Raw genomic sequence first — 15,871 nt, forward strand, 5'->3', positions numbered from 1 at the left:
TTTCGCCACCCACCTTGACAGCGTTACGGGCCGGGGCCTGCGCGCAGTTGTCCACAGCCTTGTGCAAGTTCCATCCACAGGGGGTGTGGAAAACCTGCGCTGCATCACGCGGCCCGCAGGGCTTGCGCGCAACTGCGACGTATGCGAAGCAAACGCCGCAGTCGCACGCAAGCCGTGATGCTGATCGTCGCTACGACCACCTCGCCGGTCTGCAACGCCCCGATGCCTTGTGCTCAGTCCACGATCACATGCGGCACGAAGCGCGAGGTGTCGCGGGTGATCGGGCCATCGTCGTCGCGCATGCCCAATCCGGCGGGGCGATCGGCGACCACCCAACTGCCCACCAGCGCATGGCGGCCATCGAAGACCGGCAGCGGATGATGCGCCTGCAGGATCGCCGGGCCGTCCACGTAAGGCCCGTCGGTGTGTGCGGCCTCGCCTTGCGCAGTGACCAGCGCGATGTTGGCGCCCTCGCGCGACAGCAGCGGCTTGCGCACCCAACCGGCACCAGGTGCTTCACCGGCGTGCGCAAACCTGGCTGCCAGCAGATTGGGATGGCCTTGATGGCGCTCCCACAGCAGCGGCAGGATGCCCTTGTTGCTCAACACCGATTTCCATGCCGGTTCGATCAGGCGCACGCGGTTGGCGATCAACGCCGGGCCGAAGCGCTCTTCCATCATGAATTCCAGCGGATACAGCTTGAACAGGGTCTGGATCACGCGGTCCTGGTCATCGGTGAACCAGCCTTCGGCGCTCAGGCCGATGTCCTGGATGGCGACTTCCTCGGTCGCGATGCCGACCTGGTGCGCGCAATCGCGCAGATAGCGCACGGTGGCGCGATCTTCCAGCGAGTCGCGCACCGCCGAAAAATGCATCTGCGCACCCAGCGCGCCATCCACTGCCAGCGCGCCCAATGTTTCGCACAACAGATCCTGGATCAGGTTGTACTGGTCGGTGCCCGCCGGCAGCACGCCGGCGGCGATCTGCTGCTCCAGCCACAACCACTGGAAATACGCAGCCTCATACAGCGAGGTGGGCGTGTCGTAATTGAGCTCGTACAACTTGGCAGGGCCGTTGCCGGAGTACGCCAGATCCATGCGGCCATACAGGTGCGGGTCGCGGTTCTTCCAGGAGCTGGCGATCCAGTCCCAGTAAAACGGCGGGATGGCCAGCTTGCTCAGCAGCGCCTCGGAGCCGACCACCTCGTCCACCAGCTGCATCGCCATGTCGTGCAGGTCTTGGGTAGGCGCTTCGATGTCGTCTTCGATCTGCCGCAACGAAAACGCGTAATACGCGCGCTCGTCCCAATACGGCTCGCCGTCGATGGTGTGGAAATGGAAGCCGAGCGACTCGGCCTGCGCGCGCCAATCCGGGCGTTCGGCACTTGCGATGCGTTGCATGTCAGCCGCCGAACCCGGAGCTGCGCCCGCCGCTGCCGAACGAGCTGCGTGCCGCCGCGCTGGAGCCGAAGCCCGAGCGCGACACGGTGATCGCACGCGACGGCATGTCGATCGCGCCACTGCGCCCGCGCACGGTGCCGATGCGGTTGCTGGCCAGATCGCCATTGGGCTTGTAATAGCCGCCGCTGCGGTAATCGCGGTACAGCGGAATCGAGCCGCCATAGCGATAGCCACCACCACCGCTCATGTTGCCCAGCGCGTAGCCCAGCAGGAACCCGCCCATCGGCGGGATCCAGCTCTGCTGGCCCTGCGCGGTCTGCACCGCCGTGCAACTGCCGAACTGCTCGTCGCACTCGTAGCGCGTATTGAAGCGCGGCGCGGCCTGCTGGTGCTTGGTCACCGCCTCGTCATAGGCCTTGAGGCATTGCTGGATGTCGTTCTGTTCCTGCTTGACCTGGTAGCAGTCGGAAGCCGACTGCAGCACCACGCCGGTTTCCGGCTCCGAGCCGCAGCCGGTGACCAGCGCGGCGGGCAGTGCCGCCATCAGGGTGAGCTTGAGATTGCGTGATCGCTTCATGGCGCAGCCTCCGTTACGGCGTAATCGCCGCGGCGTTGATCAGGCCGACGGCGATCGACACGCCGGCAGAAAAGATGCCGGCGGCGGTGACGTTGTCGGTGATCTGCCGCGAAATACGCCCGGCCACCAGGTTGGCAAGCAGATACGCCACCACCTGGATGCCACAGGCGACCACGCCCCAGATCAAGGCATCGATCAGGCTCACCGAATGGGTGATGGCCGAATGCAGCGGCAGCGCCACGCCGATCAGGTTGCCGGCCAGCGCGGTGGCGGCGGCCACGTTGCCCTGCCGCAGCAAGGTGAAATCCTTGTGCGGGGTGACCAGGGTCACCAGCACCACCGAGACGATCAACACGCCCAGGCCGGTGCCGAAGTAGGAAAGAAACGCGAGAAAACTCTGCAGATTGATCGGATTCATGACAGGACCGGTTGGGTGAAGGGCGAGCACGCGCTCAGGTGATGTCCAGATCGGCGACGGTAACGTCGATACCGACCGCGTAGGTGACGCAGAATTCGTTGGGGCCGGAATCCTCGCCGGTGACCAGCAAAAATTCTTCGCGCTGCAGCTCTGGTACATCGCGGCTGTAGAGCATGGCGTAATGGGTCAGGTCGCCATCGCGGCGCGGCGGCTGGTAGCGGTACAGCACCTCGTCGTAGGCGATTGGCGGGATGCGCGCACTGTCGTCGGTGGACTGGGTGGCGCGTTCCCAGCGCTTGCCGGCGTACTCGATCTGCGCCGCGCCCAGGTGCGGGTGCTGCATCACGAACTCCTGGAACGCCTGCTTGCTCGGCGGGTTCACCGTCTCGCAGTACACGAACGCCTTCATCGCCTCCAGATCGCCGCCCACGGTCGTGACCTGCAGGAACGCATCGTCATCCAGATAGAACCGGTGCAGCGAATAGCCATCGCCCAGGTTGACGTGGCCATAGCACGGGATGCCCTGATTGCCACCCGGCAACTCGGCGGTCATGGCCTCCGGCGCCATGCGGTACAGCGTGGTATCGATGGCGACCTGGCCGCCCACACGCAGGCCCAGCGGCAGTGCGTGCCCGATGGCGCCGGTGCCAGAGCTTGGCAGCGGCGGCGGTTGCGGTTGGCCGAACAACTTGCTGAAGAAACTCATCGTCAGACACCTCGTGGCGATGCAGGAATGGGGGCAGTGGCCGCGCGCAGTGCCTGCCACGCAATTGCGTGCGCAGGTACGCGCTGATCGGCCAGGTAATACAGCATGGCACCACCGGCGACAGTGGTGCGTGCTGGCGGATTCAAGCGCAACGCGCCATCGGGCGCTCGCACGCCCAGCAGCAAGGCGCCGCGCTGGCTGAAATCGGCGGCGAGCCGGCTGTAATCCAGCGCATCGATCTCCGCTGGCACGGCAACACTGAACTGGGTGGGGCCATCGTCCACCGACAACAACTCGGCGGTGATGGCGGCGCTGCCCGGGTCCTGTGCGGCACGCGCCAGGATTTCGGCGGTCATCGGCCGCGTGCACTCGATGGCCGGGTAATGATGGTTGACCAGCCGCGCGGCGCTGGCCGAGTCGAAATGCGCCACCACATGCGCGCGCGGCGCATGCGCCATCAACGCGAACACTGCCGCCAGGGTCTGGTCGTCGGACGGCGGGTTGACGATCACCCGCGCCGCGCCTGCGATGCCGGCGCGCAGGTACACCTCGGTATGCGTGTACGACTCGGCCGCGACAAAGCGCATGTGGTCGGGCATCGGATTTTCAGCGACGCCTTCGGCGATCAGCACCACGCCTTCGTCGTCGGTGGCGGTGTCAGATAGCAGCAGCTCCAGCAAGCGTGCCGAGGCTGCGCCCTGCCAGCCGATCAGAATGGTATGCCCGCTCAAATCGGCGTAGGCCATCTTGCCCATGTAATGGCGCCTCCAGAACGTGATGAGTACGCCGCTGGTTTTGGCCAGCACCGTGGCGAACAAGGCCACCGCGCCCGGCATCAACACGAACGCGGCGATATAGCGCCCTGCCACCGAGCCCGGCGACAGGTCGCCATAGCCGATGGTGGTGGCGGTGGTCATGTAGTAATACGGAAACGCGTCCAGGCCGACGAGCTTGTGCTCGCCGGCCAGCCACAGCAACACCCAGCTCAGGCCCATGTGGGCCAGCAACGCCAGCGCCACCATGCCCCAACTGACGCGGCGCACGTGGCGCCGCAAGACCCGGAACAGTTTTCCGACGATGATCATGGCGCGTCCTGTGCCGTGGCGTTGCGGATCAGCTGTCGCTGCGCGGAACCTGCTGCACGTCGCGCACCTGGCCGATCAGCGGCGCGCTGCCGCTGGCGGTGTCGTGGCCGAGCTGGGCCGGCTTTTTGAAGCGTGCCAGCACCGCGGCGGCGTTGGATTCGCCTTCCATCAGGCCAGCCGCTGCCAGGCGCCGATTCAGATCGCCATCGCCGGTGGACGATTCCAGCTCTTCGGCCGATTCGATGCGCGCGGAGGTTTCGGCCTGACGCGCCTTGATCCGCTCCAGCGATTCCAGCGCCGAGCCCATCTTGCTGCTGGCACCGGAATGGCGCGCGGCAATGGCGGCCTGCGCCTTCTGCACCGCGTCGGTGGCCTTGACGGTGTCGATCTGCTGGCGCATGCCGCGCAGCTGGTTCTCGGTCTTCTGGATGGTGGCCTTGAGCGTCACCACCGATTGGTCCAGCGACGTCTTGGAGGCCTTGTCGCCGGCGTCTTCGCTTTCCAGCGCGGCCAGCTTGACCGCCACGTCGTGCGCCAGCGCCTCGTCGTTCTTGGCCAGCGCACCTTCGATATAGCGCGTGTACTCGGCCATCTTGCCGGCACGCGCATCGATTTTCTGCTGGGCGAGCTTGCTTTGCGCCATCAGTTTGGTCAGCTCTTCGCGCGAGCGCGTGAGCTGGGCGCCGGCATCGCGCATTTCCTGGTCCAGGATGCGCAGCGCATTGGCGTCGACCGCCTTCTGGCCGGTTTCGTGTGCAGTGCCACGCAGCAGCGTGATCAGCTTTGAAAAGATACTCATGACAACACGCCTTTAGGAAAAGAACGGCTTGAGAGATTCGGCGGCATCCAGCGTATTGGCCGCCAGGGTCTGGATTTCCTCGTCGATCTGGTCGAGCGTGGACGAGGCCGACAGCTCGCCGAAGACCACATAGCTGTCCTTGCCGTCGACCTGCACCAGACCCAGGTTGGATAACGGATTGAGCGGATTGAGCCGCAGGCAGGCGTCGTTGAAGGCCGCGCGATCGCTGACCTGGTCGGCGTTGGCCAGCAGGGTGGAAACGAATACCTGCGAGCCGGAGGCAGCGACCTGGATCTGCATGTCGCCGTGGTCGGCCAGGGTGAGGTTGATGGCCGGTTCCAGCCCGTCGATCAGCTCGACCTCGATCGGCTGGTCGCGGTAGCGCTCGGCCAGCAGGCCGTGCAATTCGACAGTGGTGTACTGCGTCATGGGATGTCCTGTCCTTCGGTCATGGGGCGATGTGATGCAGCAAGCGTCGTGCAATGGGCGGACATACTACAGACTGTCTGCGACCGGCAGAAAGGGCCGGAAGTCAGCGGGTCAGGCAAGCTGCAGGCGGAAGTAGACCACCCGTTCAGTTGGCTCGAAACCGCACGACGCATGCGCGGCCTGGGCATTGCCGTCTTCCAGCTGCGCATCGGAGGCCAGCTCTGCACAGCCCTGATCCCGGGTCCATTCGGCCGCCGCGGCCACCAGCGCACGACCAAGCCCGCGGCCGCGCCAGGCCGGCACCACGTACCACCCTTCCAGAAAGCCCACCGGCGTGCTGTCGGTGCCATTGACGTAGTCGTGGCGCACCGACACCTCGGCAAACCCCAGCGCCGCATCCGCGTCGTCCACTACCACCAGGTGGCTGGTCGCTGATTGCGCCAGCGCGGCCTGCAGGTCGTCGAGGCCATCGTCGGCATCCGGCCACAACGCCAGGCGCAAGGCCAGCAAAGCCTGTGCATCGGCAGCGACCGCCGCGCGCACCCGCCACCCGGCCTGCGCGCTCATGGGTACAGCATCCGCTTGGTCCAATGGCTCGCCGCATCGGCCTCGTACCGCCAGCGCTCGTGCAGCCGGAACTTGGCCCCATACCAGAACTCGAACGCTTGCGGCACCACCCGGAAGCCGCCCCAGCCGTCCGGACGTGGCACCTCGCGGCCGTCGAAGGTGGCTTCGACCTTGGCGATCGCCGCATCGAACTCGGCGCGCGAGCCCAGCGTCTGCGATTGCAGCGACGCCCACGCGCCGATCTGGCTCATGCGCGGGCGCGAGGCGAAATACGCATCCGATTCGTCCGCGCCGACCAGTTGCACGCCACCTTCGATACGCACCTGGATGCCGGCTTCGCGCAGGCTGCGCCACAAGAACAGCAGCGCCGCCTGCGGATGGGTCTGCAGATCGCGGCCCTTCGCGCTGTCCAGATGCGTGTAGAACACGAATCCGCGCGCATCGAAGGCCTTGAGCAGCACGGTGCGCGCGCTCGGCCGCCCATCCACGTTGGCGGTGGCCACGGTCATTGCGCTGGCTTCCAGCTCCGCGCCGTTCTGCGCCTCGGCATACAACGCGGTAAAGGTGGCAAGCGCTTCTGCGTATAGATCGGGCATGACGGTAGGTGGCAGCAGGACAAGCCCCCATTGTGGGCGCATCGCACGCGCTTGTCGCATGGCCCGGCGGTCGCACCCGGCCGCATGCGCATCGTCATCGGCGCAAATTGCGCCAACCGGCCGGCGCGTGCGGGCCGCACCGATGTCGAGCTGCCTCGCGCGCCCGGTACGCGAGTGCGAAGGCGAATGCTACGATCCCTGCGCATGAACCCCGCACCCAATCTCGTGATGATCGGCCCGATGGGCGCCGGAAAAAGCTGCATCGGCCGCCGCCTGGCCGAGCGCTTCGGGCTGGAATTCATGGATGTGGATCAGGCCATTGTCGAACGCGTGGGCAGCAGCATCCCGGCGATCTTCGAACAGCACGGCGAAGCGCGCTTTCGGCAGCATGAAGCCGAGACCTTGCAGGCGCTGCTGCAACAGGACAACAAACTCATTTCCACCGGTGGCGGCGCGGTGCTGGATCCGCTCAACCGCGCGCGTATCCAAGAGCGCGGGTTTGTGGTCTACCTGCACGTGAGCGTGCCGGCACAACTCACCCGGCTGGCGCGCGACCGCAATCGCCCGCTGCTGCAACGCGCCGACCGCGAGCAGGTGCTGCACGCGATGGCCGCGCATCGCACCCCGCTCTACCAGGAGGTCGCCGACCTCACCCTGGAAACCGACCACTTCTCCCCCGCCGAGGCCACCGCGCAGCTGGTGCTGCGCCTGGCCGCGCAATGGCGCATGTCGAGTACCCCCGCATGACACTTCCTCGTTCCTCGCGCAGCGTCGATGTCGACGGCGCGCAGCCGTACACCATCACCATTGCACCCGGCCTGCTGGCCGATGGCTCCCGCCTGGCCAGCCATGTCCGCGGCCGCCACGTGCTGCTGCTGAGCGACTCGCAAGTAGCCCCGCACTACGCCGCCGGCGTGCGCAGCGCGCTGCTGCAGGCACGCCCGGACCTGCAGCTGGGCGAGTTGGTGATTGCCGCCGGCGAGGCCTCCAAGACATTGGACAACTTCGGCGCGGCGATCACCGCGCTGGCCGAGCTGGGCGCCACCCGCGACGCCTGCGTATTCGCGCTCGGCGGCGGCGTGGTCGGCGATCTGGCCGGCTTCGCGGCCGCCTGCTGGATGCGCGGGGTGGACTGCGTGCAACTGCCCACGAGCCTGCTGGCGATGGTGGATTCCTCGGTCGGCGGCAAGACTGCGGTGGATATCCCGCAGGGCAAGAACCTGGTCGGCGCCTTCCATCCGCCGCGCGCGGTGATCGCCGATACCGACACCTTGCGCACCCTGCCCGCCCGCGAACTGCGCGCCGGCCTGGCCGAGGTGATCAAGTACGGCGCCATCCGCGACCCGCTGTTCTTCCAGTGGCTGCACGCCGAGCGCCGCGCCTTGTTGGACGGCGATGCGGCGGCATTGGCGCAGGCCATTGCCCGCAGCTGCGAACACAAGGCCGAGATCGTGGCGCGCGACCCGCTGGAAAAGGGTGAGCGCGCCCTGCTCAACCTGGGCCACACCTTCGGTCACGCCATCGAAACCGAGCAAGGCTACGGCGCGCCCGGCAACGACAACCTCAACCATGGCGAAGCGGTGGCGGTGGGCATGGTGCTGGCTGCGCGCCTGTCGGCCGCGCTGGGCATGAGCCAGGCACAGGACACCGCTGCGCTGCGCAGCCTGCTGCAGGAGTTCGACCTGCCCACCGACATCCCGCCGGGCCTGTCGCCCGACGCCCTGCTGGGGCGCATGCGCCTGGACAAGAAAAATGTCGCCGGCCGCCTGCGCCTGGTGCTGTGGCGCGGCATCGGCAAGGCCGAAGTGGTACCCGATGTGGACGAGGCGGCGGTGCTGCAGATCCTGGCGGGCTGAGGTGGTGATGGTCAGTTGGATGGAGTTGGTCGGTTGAGCTCGGGTGGAGCGCTGCCGCGCCGGGATGACGTTGCACGATTGCGCTCGAACCTCGCCGGCCGGGCGTGAAGTCTGCCAGCCAGCCAATGCAAGCCCGGATTGCCAGCCAATAACGCAACACCACGGTTGATGGCCACCCCTGACGCCCACCGTCCCAGAACGCAAAGACACCGCCCTTGTAGGAGCGCACCTGGGCGCGATGGGGCATCACCGGTAAACCCCCGTCGCGCCCGGGTGCGCTCCTACCAAACGCCTGCACGCTGCTGCGCGGAGAACGCTCAGCGACGGTCGCGTAGGAGCGCGCCAGCGCGCGAGGGCCTTGCCGACAATCCCGCCGCGCCCGAGCCCCCCTTCACCATCGCATCGGCCTTGCTCGAACAGCCCTGCTGCTGACCGCAGCACGCCGCACCGGCCTCCAAGCAGCTGCCGCACCACTGCCGCCCACCTACCGGCTAGACCTTCGCTACCGGAGCAGCGCAGCGCGCCCACTGCCCCCAGCCTTCAGCACTGCCCGGCTACAATCGGCCGCATGCGCATCCTCCTGCAACACGATTCCGGCGGCAACGAGCCGCTTCGCTACGTCCAGCTGACCTTGCAACCGGACCTGTTCGGTGGCTGGGAGCTGCTGCGCGAAAGCGGCGAGATCGGTGGACGCTCGCAGTTGCGACGCGACCAGTACCTGCTGCAGGACGAGGCCGACCGGGCCTTCGAAAAGGCCCGCGACACCCAACTCAAACGCGGCTTCCAACTCATCACCGGCGGCGCCGACGCGCCGCGCTGAGGACACACCTCCCATGCTCAAGAACGATCGCCTGCTGCGCGCCCTCAACCGTCAGCCCGTGGACCGCACCCCCGTGTGGCTGATGCGCCAGGCCGGCCGCTACCTGCCGGAATACCGCGCCACCCGCGCGCGCGCCGGCAGCTTCCTGGGCATGGCCAAGAACCCGGACATCGCCTGCGAAGTGACCCTGCAGCCGCTGCAGCGGTTTCCGCTGGATGCGGCGATCCTGTTTTCCGACATCCTGACCATCCCCGATGCGATGGGCCTGGAGCTGTATTTCGTCGAAGGCGAAGGCCCCAAGTTCCGTCACCCGGTGCGCGATGCCGCCGCCATCCATCGCCTGGGCGTGCCGGACATGGAAACCGAGCTGCGCTACGTGATGGATGCGGTGCGCCTGATCCGCCGCGAGCTGGATGGCGCGGTGCCGCTGATCGGCTTCTCCGGCAGCCCGTGGACGCTGGCCTGCTACATGATCGAAGGCGGCGGCAGCAAGGAATACGCGCGCATCAAGGCGATGGCCTTCAACGCCCCGGAGGTGCTGCACCACCTGCTCGGCACGGTGACCGATGCGGTGATTGCCTACCTGTCGGCGCAACGCGCCGCCGGTGCGCAGGCGCTGCAGGTGTTCGACACCTGGGGTGGCGTGTTGTCGCCGGCGATGTACCGCGAATTTTCGCTGCCCTACCTCACCCGCATCGCGCACGAACTCGAACGCGGCGACGGTGCGCAGCGCACCCCGCTGGTGCTGTTCGGCAAGGGCAACGGCGCCTACGTGAGCGAGCTGGCCGCCAGCGGCGCCGAAGCGGTGGGCGTGGACTGGACCATCGCGCTGGCCGACGCCGCCCAGCGCGCCGGCGGCCGCGTCGCCCTGCAGGGCAACCTGGACCCGGCCACGCTATACGGCTCGCCCGAAGCGATCCGCGCCGAAGTCGGCAAGACCCTGGACAGCTACGCGCAGGGCAATGGCGGCTCGCGCGAGGGCCACGTGTTCAACCTCGGCCACGGCATGTCGCCGGACATGAACCCGGAGCATGTCGGCGTGCTGGTGGAAGCGGTGCAGAGCCTGAGCAAGCGCTGATGCAGGCACGACCGACAGCGCGCGGTCAGTGCTGTCTGTGGCTCGCTCAGACCGATCATTCAAGCAGCCGCAGCTTTTCTTTCAGCCACCGGCAATGATCGGCGGCGCCTGCACGCAGGCCGGCCTTGGACCTTCTGCGGCATGGATGCCGCGCAAGCGCCTACGAGGACATTCTCGCGACGTATCCGACGCCGGTACGCGTGCAAGCACCCGCGTCGCGAGTTGTTGACTGCGTGGCTTCGCCTCGTCCCCTCTCCCGCAGGAGCGGTGCTTGAAGCACGGTCTCGGCCCCCGGATACGACATCGCGCTCCCACTCAGTACCGGCAAGCGGCAGGCGCGCTCAGCGGCCGAAGCACACGCGCATGTTTTTCTGAGTTCGTGCACACCAGCGCGGGGATAATGCGCCGTCCCTTCGACGGCGCTCACCATGTCTCAGCCCGCTCCCGTCCTGCGCGCCTACGCCACCATCAAGCCGCTGCTGTGGCTGGTGTCGCTGGCGATCTTCATGCAGATGCTGGATGCGACCATCGTCAACACGGCATTGCCGTCGATGGCGCACAGCCTGCACGAAAGCCCGCTGCAGATGCAATCGGTGGTCTTCAGCTACGCGCTGGCGGTGGCGATGTTCATCCCGGCATCGGGCTGGATCGCCGATCGCTTCGGGACACGGCGCACCTTCCTGGCTGCGATCATCGTGTTCACGCTGGGCTCGTTGCTGTGCGCGGCGGCGCAACAGCTGCCGCAGCTGGTCGGCGCACGCATCGTGCAGGGCATTGGCGGTGCGATGTTGTTGCCGGTGGGTCGGCTGGCGGTGCTCAAGACGGTGGCGCGCGAGGACTTCCTGCGCGCCATGAGCTTTATCGCCATCCCTGCGTTGATCGGCCCGTTGATCGGCCCGACACTGGGCGGCTGGCTGGTGGAAGTGGCGTCCTGGCATTGGGTGTTCCTGATCAACCTGCCGATCGGCATCGTCGGCTTCATCGCCGCGCTGAAGATCATGCCGGACCATTACGGCGATGCACGCAGGCGCTTCGATCTGGTGGGCTATCTGATGCTCGCCTTCGGCATGGTGGCGTTGTCGCTGGCGCTCGATGGCATTTCCGAACTGGGGCTGCGACATGCGTTTGTGATGTTGCTGGCGATCGGCGGGCTGGCTGCGCTGGCCGGCTACTGGCTGCATGCGGGCAATACCGGCAACGCGCTGTTTCCGTTGGCGCTGTTCAAGGTGGCGAGTTATCGCATCGGCATCCTGGGCAACCTGTTCGCGCGCGTCGGTAGCGGGTCGATGCCGTTTTTGATTCCGTTGTTGCTGCAGGTGGGCCTGGAGATGAGCCCGATGAACGCCGGGCTGATGATGGTGCCGGTGGCGCTGGCCGGGATGGCCGCAAAACGCGCTGCGGTGAAGCTGGTCGGCCGCTTCGGCTACCGCAACACCTTGATGGTCAATACCGTGCTGGTCGGGCTGGCGATGGCCAGCTTCGCACTGATCGATGTAGGGCAGCCGTTGTGGTTGCGGTTGCTGCAGCTGGCCTGCTTTGGCGGTGTCAATTCGTTGCAATTTACCGTCATGAATACCGTCACCCTGCGCGACCTGGATCGCGATCAGGCCAGTCCGGGCAACAGCCTGTTGTCGATGGTGATGATGTTGGCGACCGGTTTTGGCGCGGCGGCCGCCGGTAGCCTGCTGGCGGCATTCAACACCCATCTGGGCGATACGCATGGCGCTACGGCGGCACTGCATGCCACCTTCCTGTGCGTGGGTGGCATCACCTTGTCGTCGACGCTGATCTTCTGGCAGCTGGCCGAGACGCGGCCGCACCCGAAAGAAGTGGAGGCGGTGGCCGAGTAATCGGCGACATGCCTTCGATCAGGCGCTACGGCATGCATGGCAGCGGCGCCGTCAGTGGCGAACATCGCTAGATGTCCTCGCGCGGGCGGCCCCGGCGCAACGCCTCGGCGATGGTGTCGGCCAGCATGTCGCCGGTCAGCGGCTTGCGCAGGAAACTGTCGAAGCCGGCCTCCTTGGCGGTGGGCTCGGCAGCTTCATCGGAACGCGCGGTCACCGCAATCAGCGGCATCTCGTAGCCGAACACGCGCAATTGCCGCGCCAGCGCGAACCCGTCCAGCCCGGGCAGATCCAGATCCAGCAATGCCAGGTCGAACGTATTGTCGGCAGCTTCGGTCAATGCGGCCAGACCGTGCGGCGCATGCACCACCGAGTGCCCCTGCGCGCGCAGCAGGCCGACGATGACCTCGGCGATGGTCGGGTCGTCCTCAACCAGCAGGATGCGCTGCGGCGCGATAGCCGCGCCGGCACGCGTCACTTCACCGCTGAGCGCAGCGTTGGAGGTGACCCAGCGCAGCGGCAGGTCCACGACAAACCGCGTCCCGGCGCCGAGACGGCTGATCACTTCGATATGCCCGCCCATCGCCAGGGCCAGTTCCTGGCAGATCGCAAGACCCAGGCCGCTGCCACCGTAGCGCGAGGTGGTCTTGGCGCCATCGCCCTGCTCGAAGCGCTGGAACAGCCGCGCCTTCTGGTCGGCATTGATGCCCGGGCCGGTGTCGGCGACTTCGAAACGCAGGCCCTGATACGACCCCAAGGTGGTCAGCTTCAGACCGACCACGCCGCGCTCGGTGAACTTGATCGCGTTGCTGAGCAGATTGAGCAGAATCTGGCGGATGCGGGTAGGGTCGCCGCTGGCGGTGATGTCCCCAAGCAGGGCGACTTCCAGGCTGAAACGCAGGCCGCGTTCCTGTGCCAGCGGCGCCATCAGGGCCTCCACCTCGGCCACCAACTGACGCACCGAGAACGGCTGCAGATCCAGCTCGAGTCGCCCGGACTCGATACGTGCAAGATCCAGCGCGTCGTTGACCAATCGCAGCAGATGCGCGCCCGCGCGCCGGATCGATTCGGTGTAGCTGCGTTGCCTGTGATCGAGCTGGGTCTTGAGCAGCAGCTCGCTCATGCCCATCACGCCGGTCATCGGCGTGCGGACTTCATGTCCCAGCGTGGCCAAAAAGCGGGTCTTGGCCAACGATGCCTGCTCGGCCAACTCCTGCTTGTGCACGGCCAGCTGCCAGGCATTGAAGCGGCGCAGACGACGGCGATAGAGCAAGACCGCCGTGGCGAACAGACACACTGACAGCAGGCCGAGCGCTACCAGCCCCCACGGCGACAGCCACCATGGCGGCAACACCTGAAAACGCAAGGTCTGGCTCGCCGACCAGATGCCGTCTGCGGTGCGCCCCTGTACTTCCAACGTGTAATGTCCCGATGGCAGGCGCGAAAACAGGCGCTCGCCAGTGGCGCCGACATCAATCCAGTCCGGATCGTAACCGCTGAGGCGGAAGCGATAACTGGTGGACTCGGGATTGGTGAACGTGGGCATGCGCGCAACGATATGCAGGTCGCGATCGCCGTCCTGCACCTGTAGTGGCGCCTTGTTGGTGACATCCACTTCGCGTTCACCCCGTCGCAGGCTGACGCGTTCGATCAACAACTGCGGGCGGCGTAAATTCGGACGCATCATGGCCGGGTCGAACACCACGACGCCGTCGGATGTCCCTCCCAGGATCTGCCCCGTGCTGGCCTGCACCAGTGTCGCCACCTGCAGGGGCGAGCTCGGAAGTCCATCATGCACGTCGTACACGCGCACCAGCTTGCTGCCCGGATCGACCCGAATCAGCCCACGGTGACTGGAGACCCAGGCCACACCGCCGGCATCGACCACCAGGCCGGTCGGCGACACCCTTGGAAACTCCTGATCCTTTCCCACCGTATCCAGATGCGTGAGCTGGGTGCCGTCCCAGAGATAACGCCGCAATTCTCCCGCCAATCCAACCCAGACGATGCCGCCATCGCCCTGCCGAAACACATAGGTGGGCAGGGACGGCGCGCCGCGTACCGGAACGAACCGATCGGCCTGCGGGTCCCAGCGCCAGAGACCGGCATTGTTGCTCAGCCAGATCTGTCCATCCGGTCCGACACGCATGTCCAGGACGCTCAGCGCTTTCAGCCCGTGACTGGCATAGTCGATCGTCCTGAGCAGCTTGCCCTCGCTGCTCCACAGTTGCACCCCATACGTCAGCAATGCGACCCAGATGCGACCCTGCGCATCTTCGGCCATCCTGCCCGGTCTGCCCGCGATTTCGGGGTCGGCTGCGGGATCTTCCATGTGCTCGAGCAGCGGCCGACGCCTGACCTCGCGGGTTTGCGGGTCGTATCGAATCAGCGTCCCCTGTACACCGATCCAGACAATCCCCTGCCTGCTTTCAATGATGGTGTCGGGAACGCGTTCCGGATCGACCGGGACCAGATATGGCTTCACTTGGCCGGTGGCTGGATCGAAGTGCTCAAGAGCACCTCGCGTGCCGACCAGCCAGATTCCGCCCGTGATCGAAGGCGCTGTCGCAACCACCGAGGGATTGGCGAGGGACTGCGGGTCATCTGCACGATGCGAGAACAGCGCGAAGGTGTCCCAACGCGGGGGCAGATGCCACAGCCCGCCCTCCAGGCTGGCAAACCACAGCCCTCCTTCGCGGTCCTGGTAGGAAGTGATCCAGTTCCGGTTGACCAGACCGTGCGCTGAAAAACTGTAGACCGGCACTCGTTCGATCGCACCGCCGTCGACGCTCATCCCCAGGCCGGTCTTGGTATCCAGCCAGTAGCGCCCGAGTCGATCGCGCAGCAGCACGCCTTTGACCTCCGGCGTGGCCGTGACGCTGTGCCAGGGGCGCGGGGTGGACCGCCCGACGGTGTTGAACTGAACTGTATTGCCCTCAATATCGGCAACCCACAGCACCTTGCCGTCGGGCTCCTGGTACAGCCGGTTGACTGCCTGGGATGGCCCCGGGAGCGGCACGCGTTCCATGCGTCGGCCATCCCAGTGCACAAGTCCGCCCCAGGTGCCGATCCACAAGGAACCGTCAGGCGCAACTTCGATACCGACGACGTTGTCGGACGGCAGACTATTGGGATCGTCTGGCCTGGCGGAAAAGTGCTGCATCCGCCCGTCGGGCCGATACCGATACACCCCTTGCTTCGCAGTGCCGATCCAGACCTCGCCATCTGGCGTCTGTGCCAACGCCCACACCATCATGTCGCGCAGTTCCGGAAAATGCGGATCCTCCAGCCGCTTGAATGTGCGCGTATTCGCTTCCAGATAGCCAACGCCGCCATCCTCGAAGCCCATCCACACCCGGTCCTTGGTATCGACGCAGACGGTCCAGACCACGTTGCTGGCCAGGCCATCTTCCATTCGCCAGATACGGTAGTTGCGGCCATCGAATCTGGCCAAGCCGTCATCGCTGGCAAGCCACAGATACCCCTGTTTGTCCTCGGCCAGTTCATTGATCGTGTCGGACGGCAGTCCGTCTGCGATCGTCAGCTGGATGGGTACCGGGGTCGCTGGCGTACGCGCCTTTACGGGAAGCACTGCCAGACACAGGCACACCCAGAGCACAGCGAGCAGCCAATGGGGCAAGCGGGATAGAGAGCGCACCGGATCAGTTTCACGACAAGTCGGCGCATAGTGCG

Annotated in this window: 15 protein-coding genes; 5 read left to right on the forward strand and 10 right to left on the reverse strand. The window is 66.2% G+C overall.

Annotated elements, in window-relative coordinates:
- Positions 1–233 precede the first annotated feature (233 nt).
- The 9 genes from VZ068_RS14965 to pdxH form a co-directional block, all read right to left on the reverse strand.
- Positions 234–1,400 carry a glutathionylspermidine synthase family protein gene (locus VZ068_RS14965; protein ID WP_349655733.1) on the reverse strand — a complete coding sequence of 389 codons (1,167 nt, stop codon included), beginning with the start codon at positions 1,398–1,400 and terminating at the stop codon, positions 234–236.
- A 1-nt stretch (position 1,401) separates the two neighbouring features.
- Complete coding sequence (locus VZ068_RS14970; protein WP_259151923.1) at positions 1,402–1,977, reverse strand: DUF1190 domain-containing protein; 576 nt, start codon at positions 1,975–1,977, stop codon at positions 1,402–1,404.
- Positions 1,978–1,990: 13 nt separating this feature from the next.
- Positions 1,991–2,395 (reverse strand): DUF350 domain-containing protein, encoded by a 405-nt coding sequence (locus VZ068_RS14975; RefSeq protein ID WP_039420735.1) that lies wholly within the window; start codon positions 2,393–2,395, stop codon positions 1,991–1,993.
- 34 nt (positions 2,396–2,429) lie between these two features.
- Complete coding sequence (locus VZ068_RS14980) at positions 2,430–3,107, reverse strand: YjfK family protein (protein ID WP_259163882.1); 678 nt, start codon at positions 3,105–3,107, stop codon at positions 2,430–2,432.
- Positions 3,104–4,186, reverse strand: coding sequence for an ion channel (locus tag VZ068_RS14985; RefSeq protein ID WP_349655734.1), 1,083 nt, complete (start codon positions 4,184–4,186; stop codon positions 3,104–3,106). The genes VZ068_RS14980 and VZ068_RS14985 overlap by 4 nt, the downstream gene beginning before the upstream one ends.
- Positions 4,187–4,214: 28 nt before the next feature.
- Complete coding sequence (locus tag VZ068_RS14990; RefSeq protein ID WP_349655735.1) at positions 4,215–4,985, reverse strand: PspA/IM30 family protein; 771 nt, start codon at positions 4,983–4,985, stop codon at positions 4,215–4,217.
- Positions 4,986–4,997: 12 nt separating this feature from the next.
- Positions 4,998–5,414 (reverse strand): YjfI family protein, encoded by a 417-nt coding sequence (locus tag VZ068_RS14995; protein ID WP_005995044.1) that lies wholly within the window; start codon positions 5,412–5,414, stop codon positions 4,998–5,000.
- 111 nt (positions 5,415–5,525) lie between these two features.
- Complete coding sequence (gene aac(6') / locus VZ068_RS15000; RefSeq protein WP_259161484.1) at positions 5,526–5,981, reverse strand: aminoglycoside 6'-N-acetyltransferase; 456 nt, start codon at positions 5,979–5,981, stop codon at positions 5,526–5,528.
- The gene (gene pdxH / locus VZ068_RS15005; RefSeq protein WP_259151932.1) at positions 5,978–6,577 is read right to left on the reverse strand and encodes a pyridoxamine 5'-phosphate oxidase; all 600 of its coding nucleotides are present in this window, start codon (positions 6,575–6,577) and stop codon (positions 5,978–5,980) included. Before pdxH ends, aac(6') begins: the two co-directional genes overlap by 4 nt.
- Before the next feature lie 204 nt (positions 6,578–6,781).
- On the opposite strand from pdxH, the gene VZ068_RS15010 reads away from it, so the two are divergent.
- From VZ068_RS15010 to mdtD, 5 genes are all read left to right on the forward strand, one after another.
- The gene (locus VZ068_RS15010; protein WP_349655736.1) at positions 6,782–7,324 is read left to right on the forward strand and encodes a shikimate kinase; all 543 of its coding nucleotides are present in this window, start codon (positions 6,782–6,784) and stop codon (positions 7,322–7,324) included.
- Complete coding sequence (gene aroB, locus VZ068_RS15015; RefSeq protein WP_349655737.1) at positions 7,321–8,433, forward strand: 3-dehydroquinate synthase; 1,113 nt, start codon at positions 7,321–7,323, stop codon at positions 8,431–8,433. Before VZ068_RS15010 ends, aroB begins: the two co-directional genes overlap by 4 nt.
- 568 nt (positions 8,434–9,001) lie before the next feature.
- Positions 9,002–9,253: a WGR domain-containing protein gene (locus VZ068_RS15020; protein WP_349655738.1), complete on the forward strand. Its 252-nt coding sequence runs from the start codon at positions 9,002–9,004 to the stop codon at positions 9,251–9,253.
- Positions 9,254–9,266: 13 nt separating this feature from the next.
- A complete protein-coding gene (gene hemE / locus VZ068_RS15025; protein ID WP_349655739.1) occupies positions 9,267–10,331 on the forward strand; it encodes a uroporphyrinogen decarboxylase in 1,065 nt (354 codons plus the stop codon).
- A 428-nt stretch (positions 10,332–10,759) separates the two neighbouring features.
- Positions 10,760–12,181, forward strand: coding sequence for a multidrug transporter subunit MdtD (gene mdtD, locus VZ068_RS15030; protein WP_349655740.1), 1,422 nt, complete (start codon positions 10,760–10,762; stop codon positions 12,179–12,181).
- Positions 12,182–12,248: 67 nt separating this feature from the next.
- Here mdtD and VZ068_RS15035 read toward each other — a convergent pair whose 3' ends face one another.
- Positions 12,249–15,797, reverse strand: a complete 3,549-nt coding sequence (locus VZ068_RS15035; protein WP_349657719.1) for a two-component regulator propeller domain-containing protein — start codon at positions 15,795–15,797, stop codon at positions 12,249–12,251.
- Positions 15,798–15,871 lie beyond the last annotated feature (74 nt).

Source organism: Xanthomonas sp. 10-10 (genome assembly GCF_040182365.1).
GTDB classification, from domain to species: Bacteria; Pseudomonadota; Gammaproteobacteria; order Xanthomonadales; family Xanthomonadaceae; genus Xanthomonas; species Xanthomonas arboricola_F.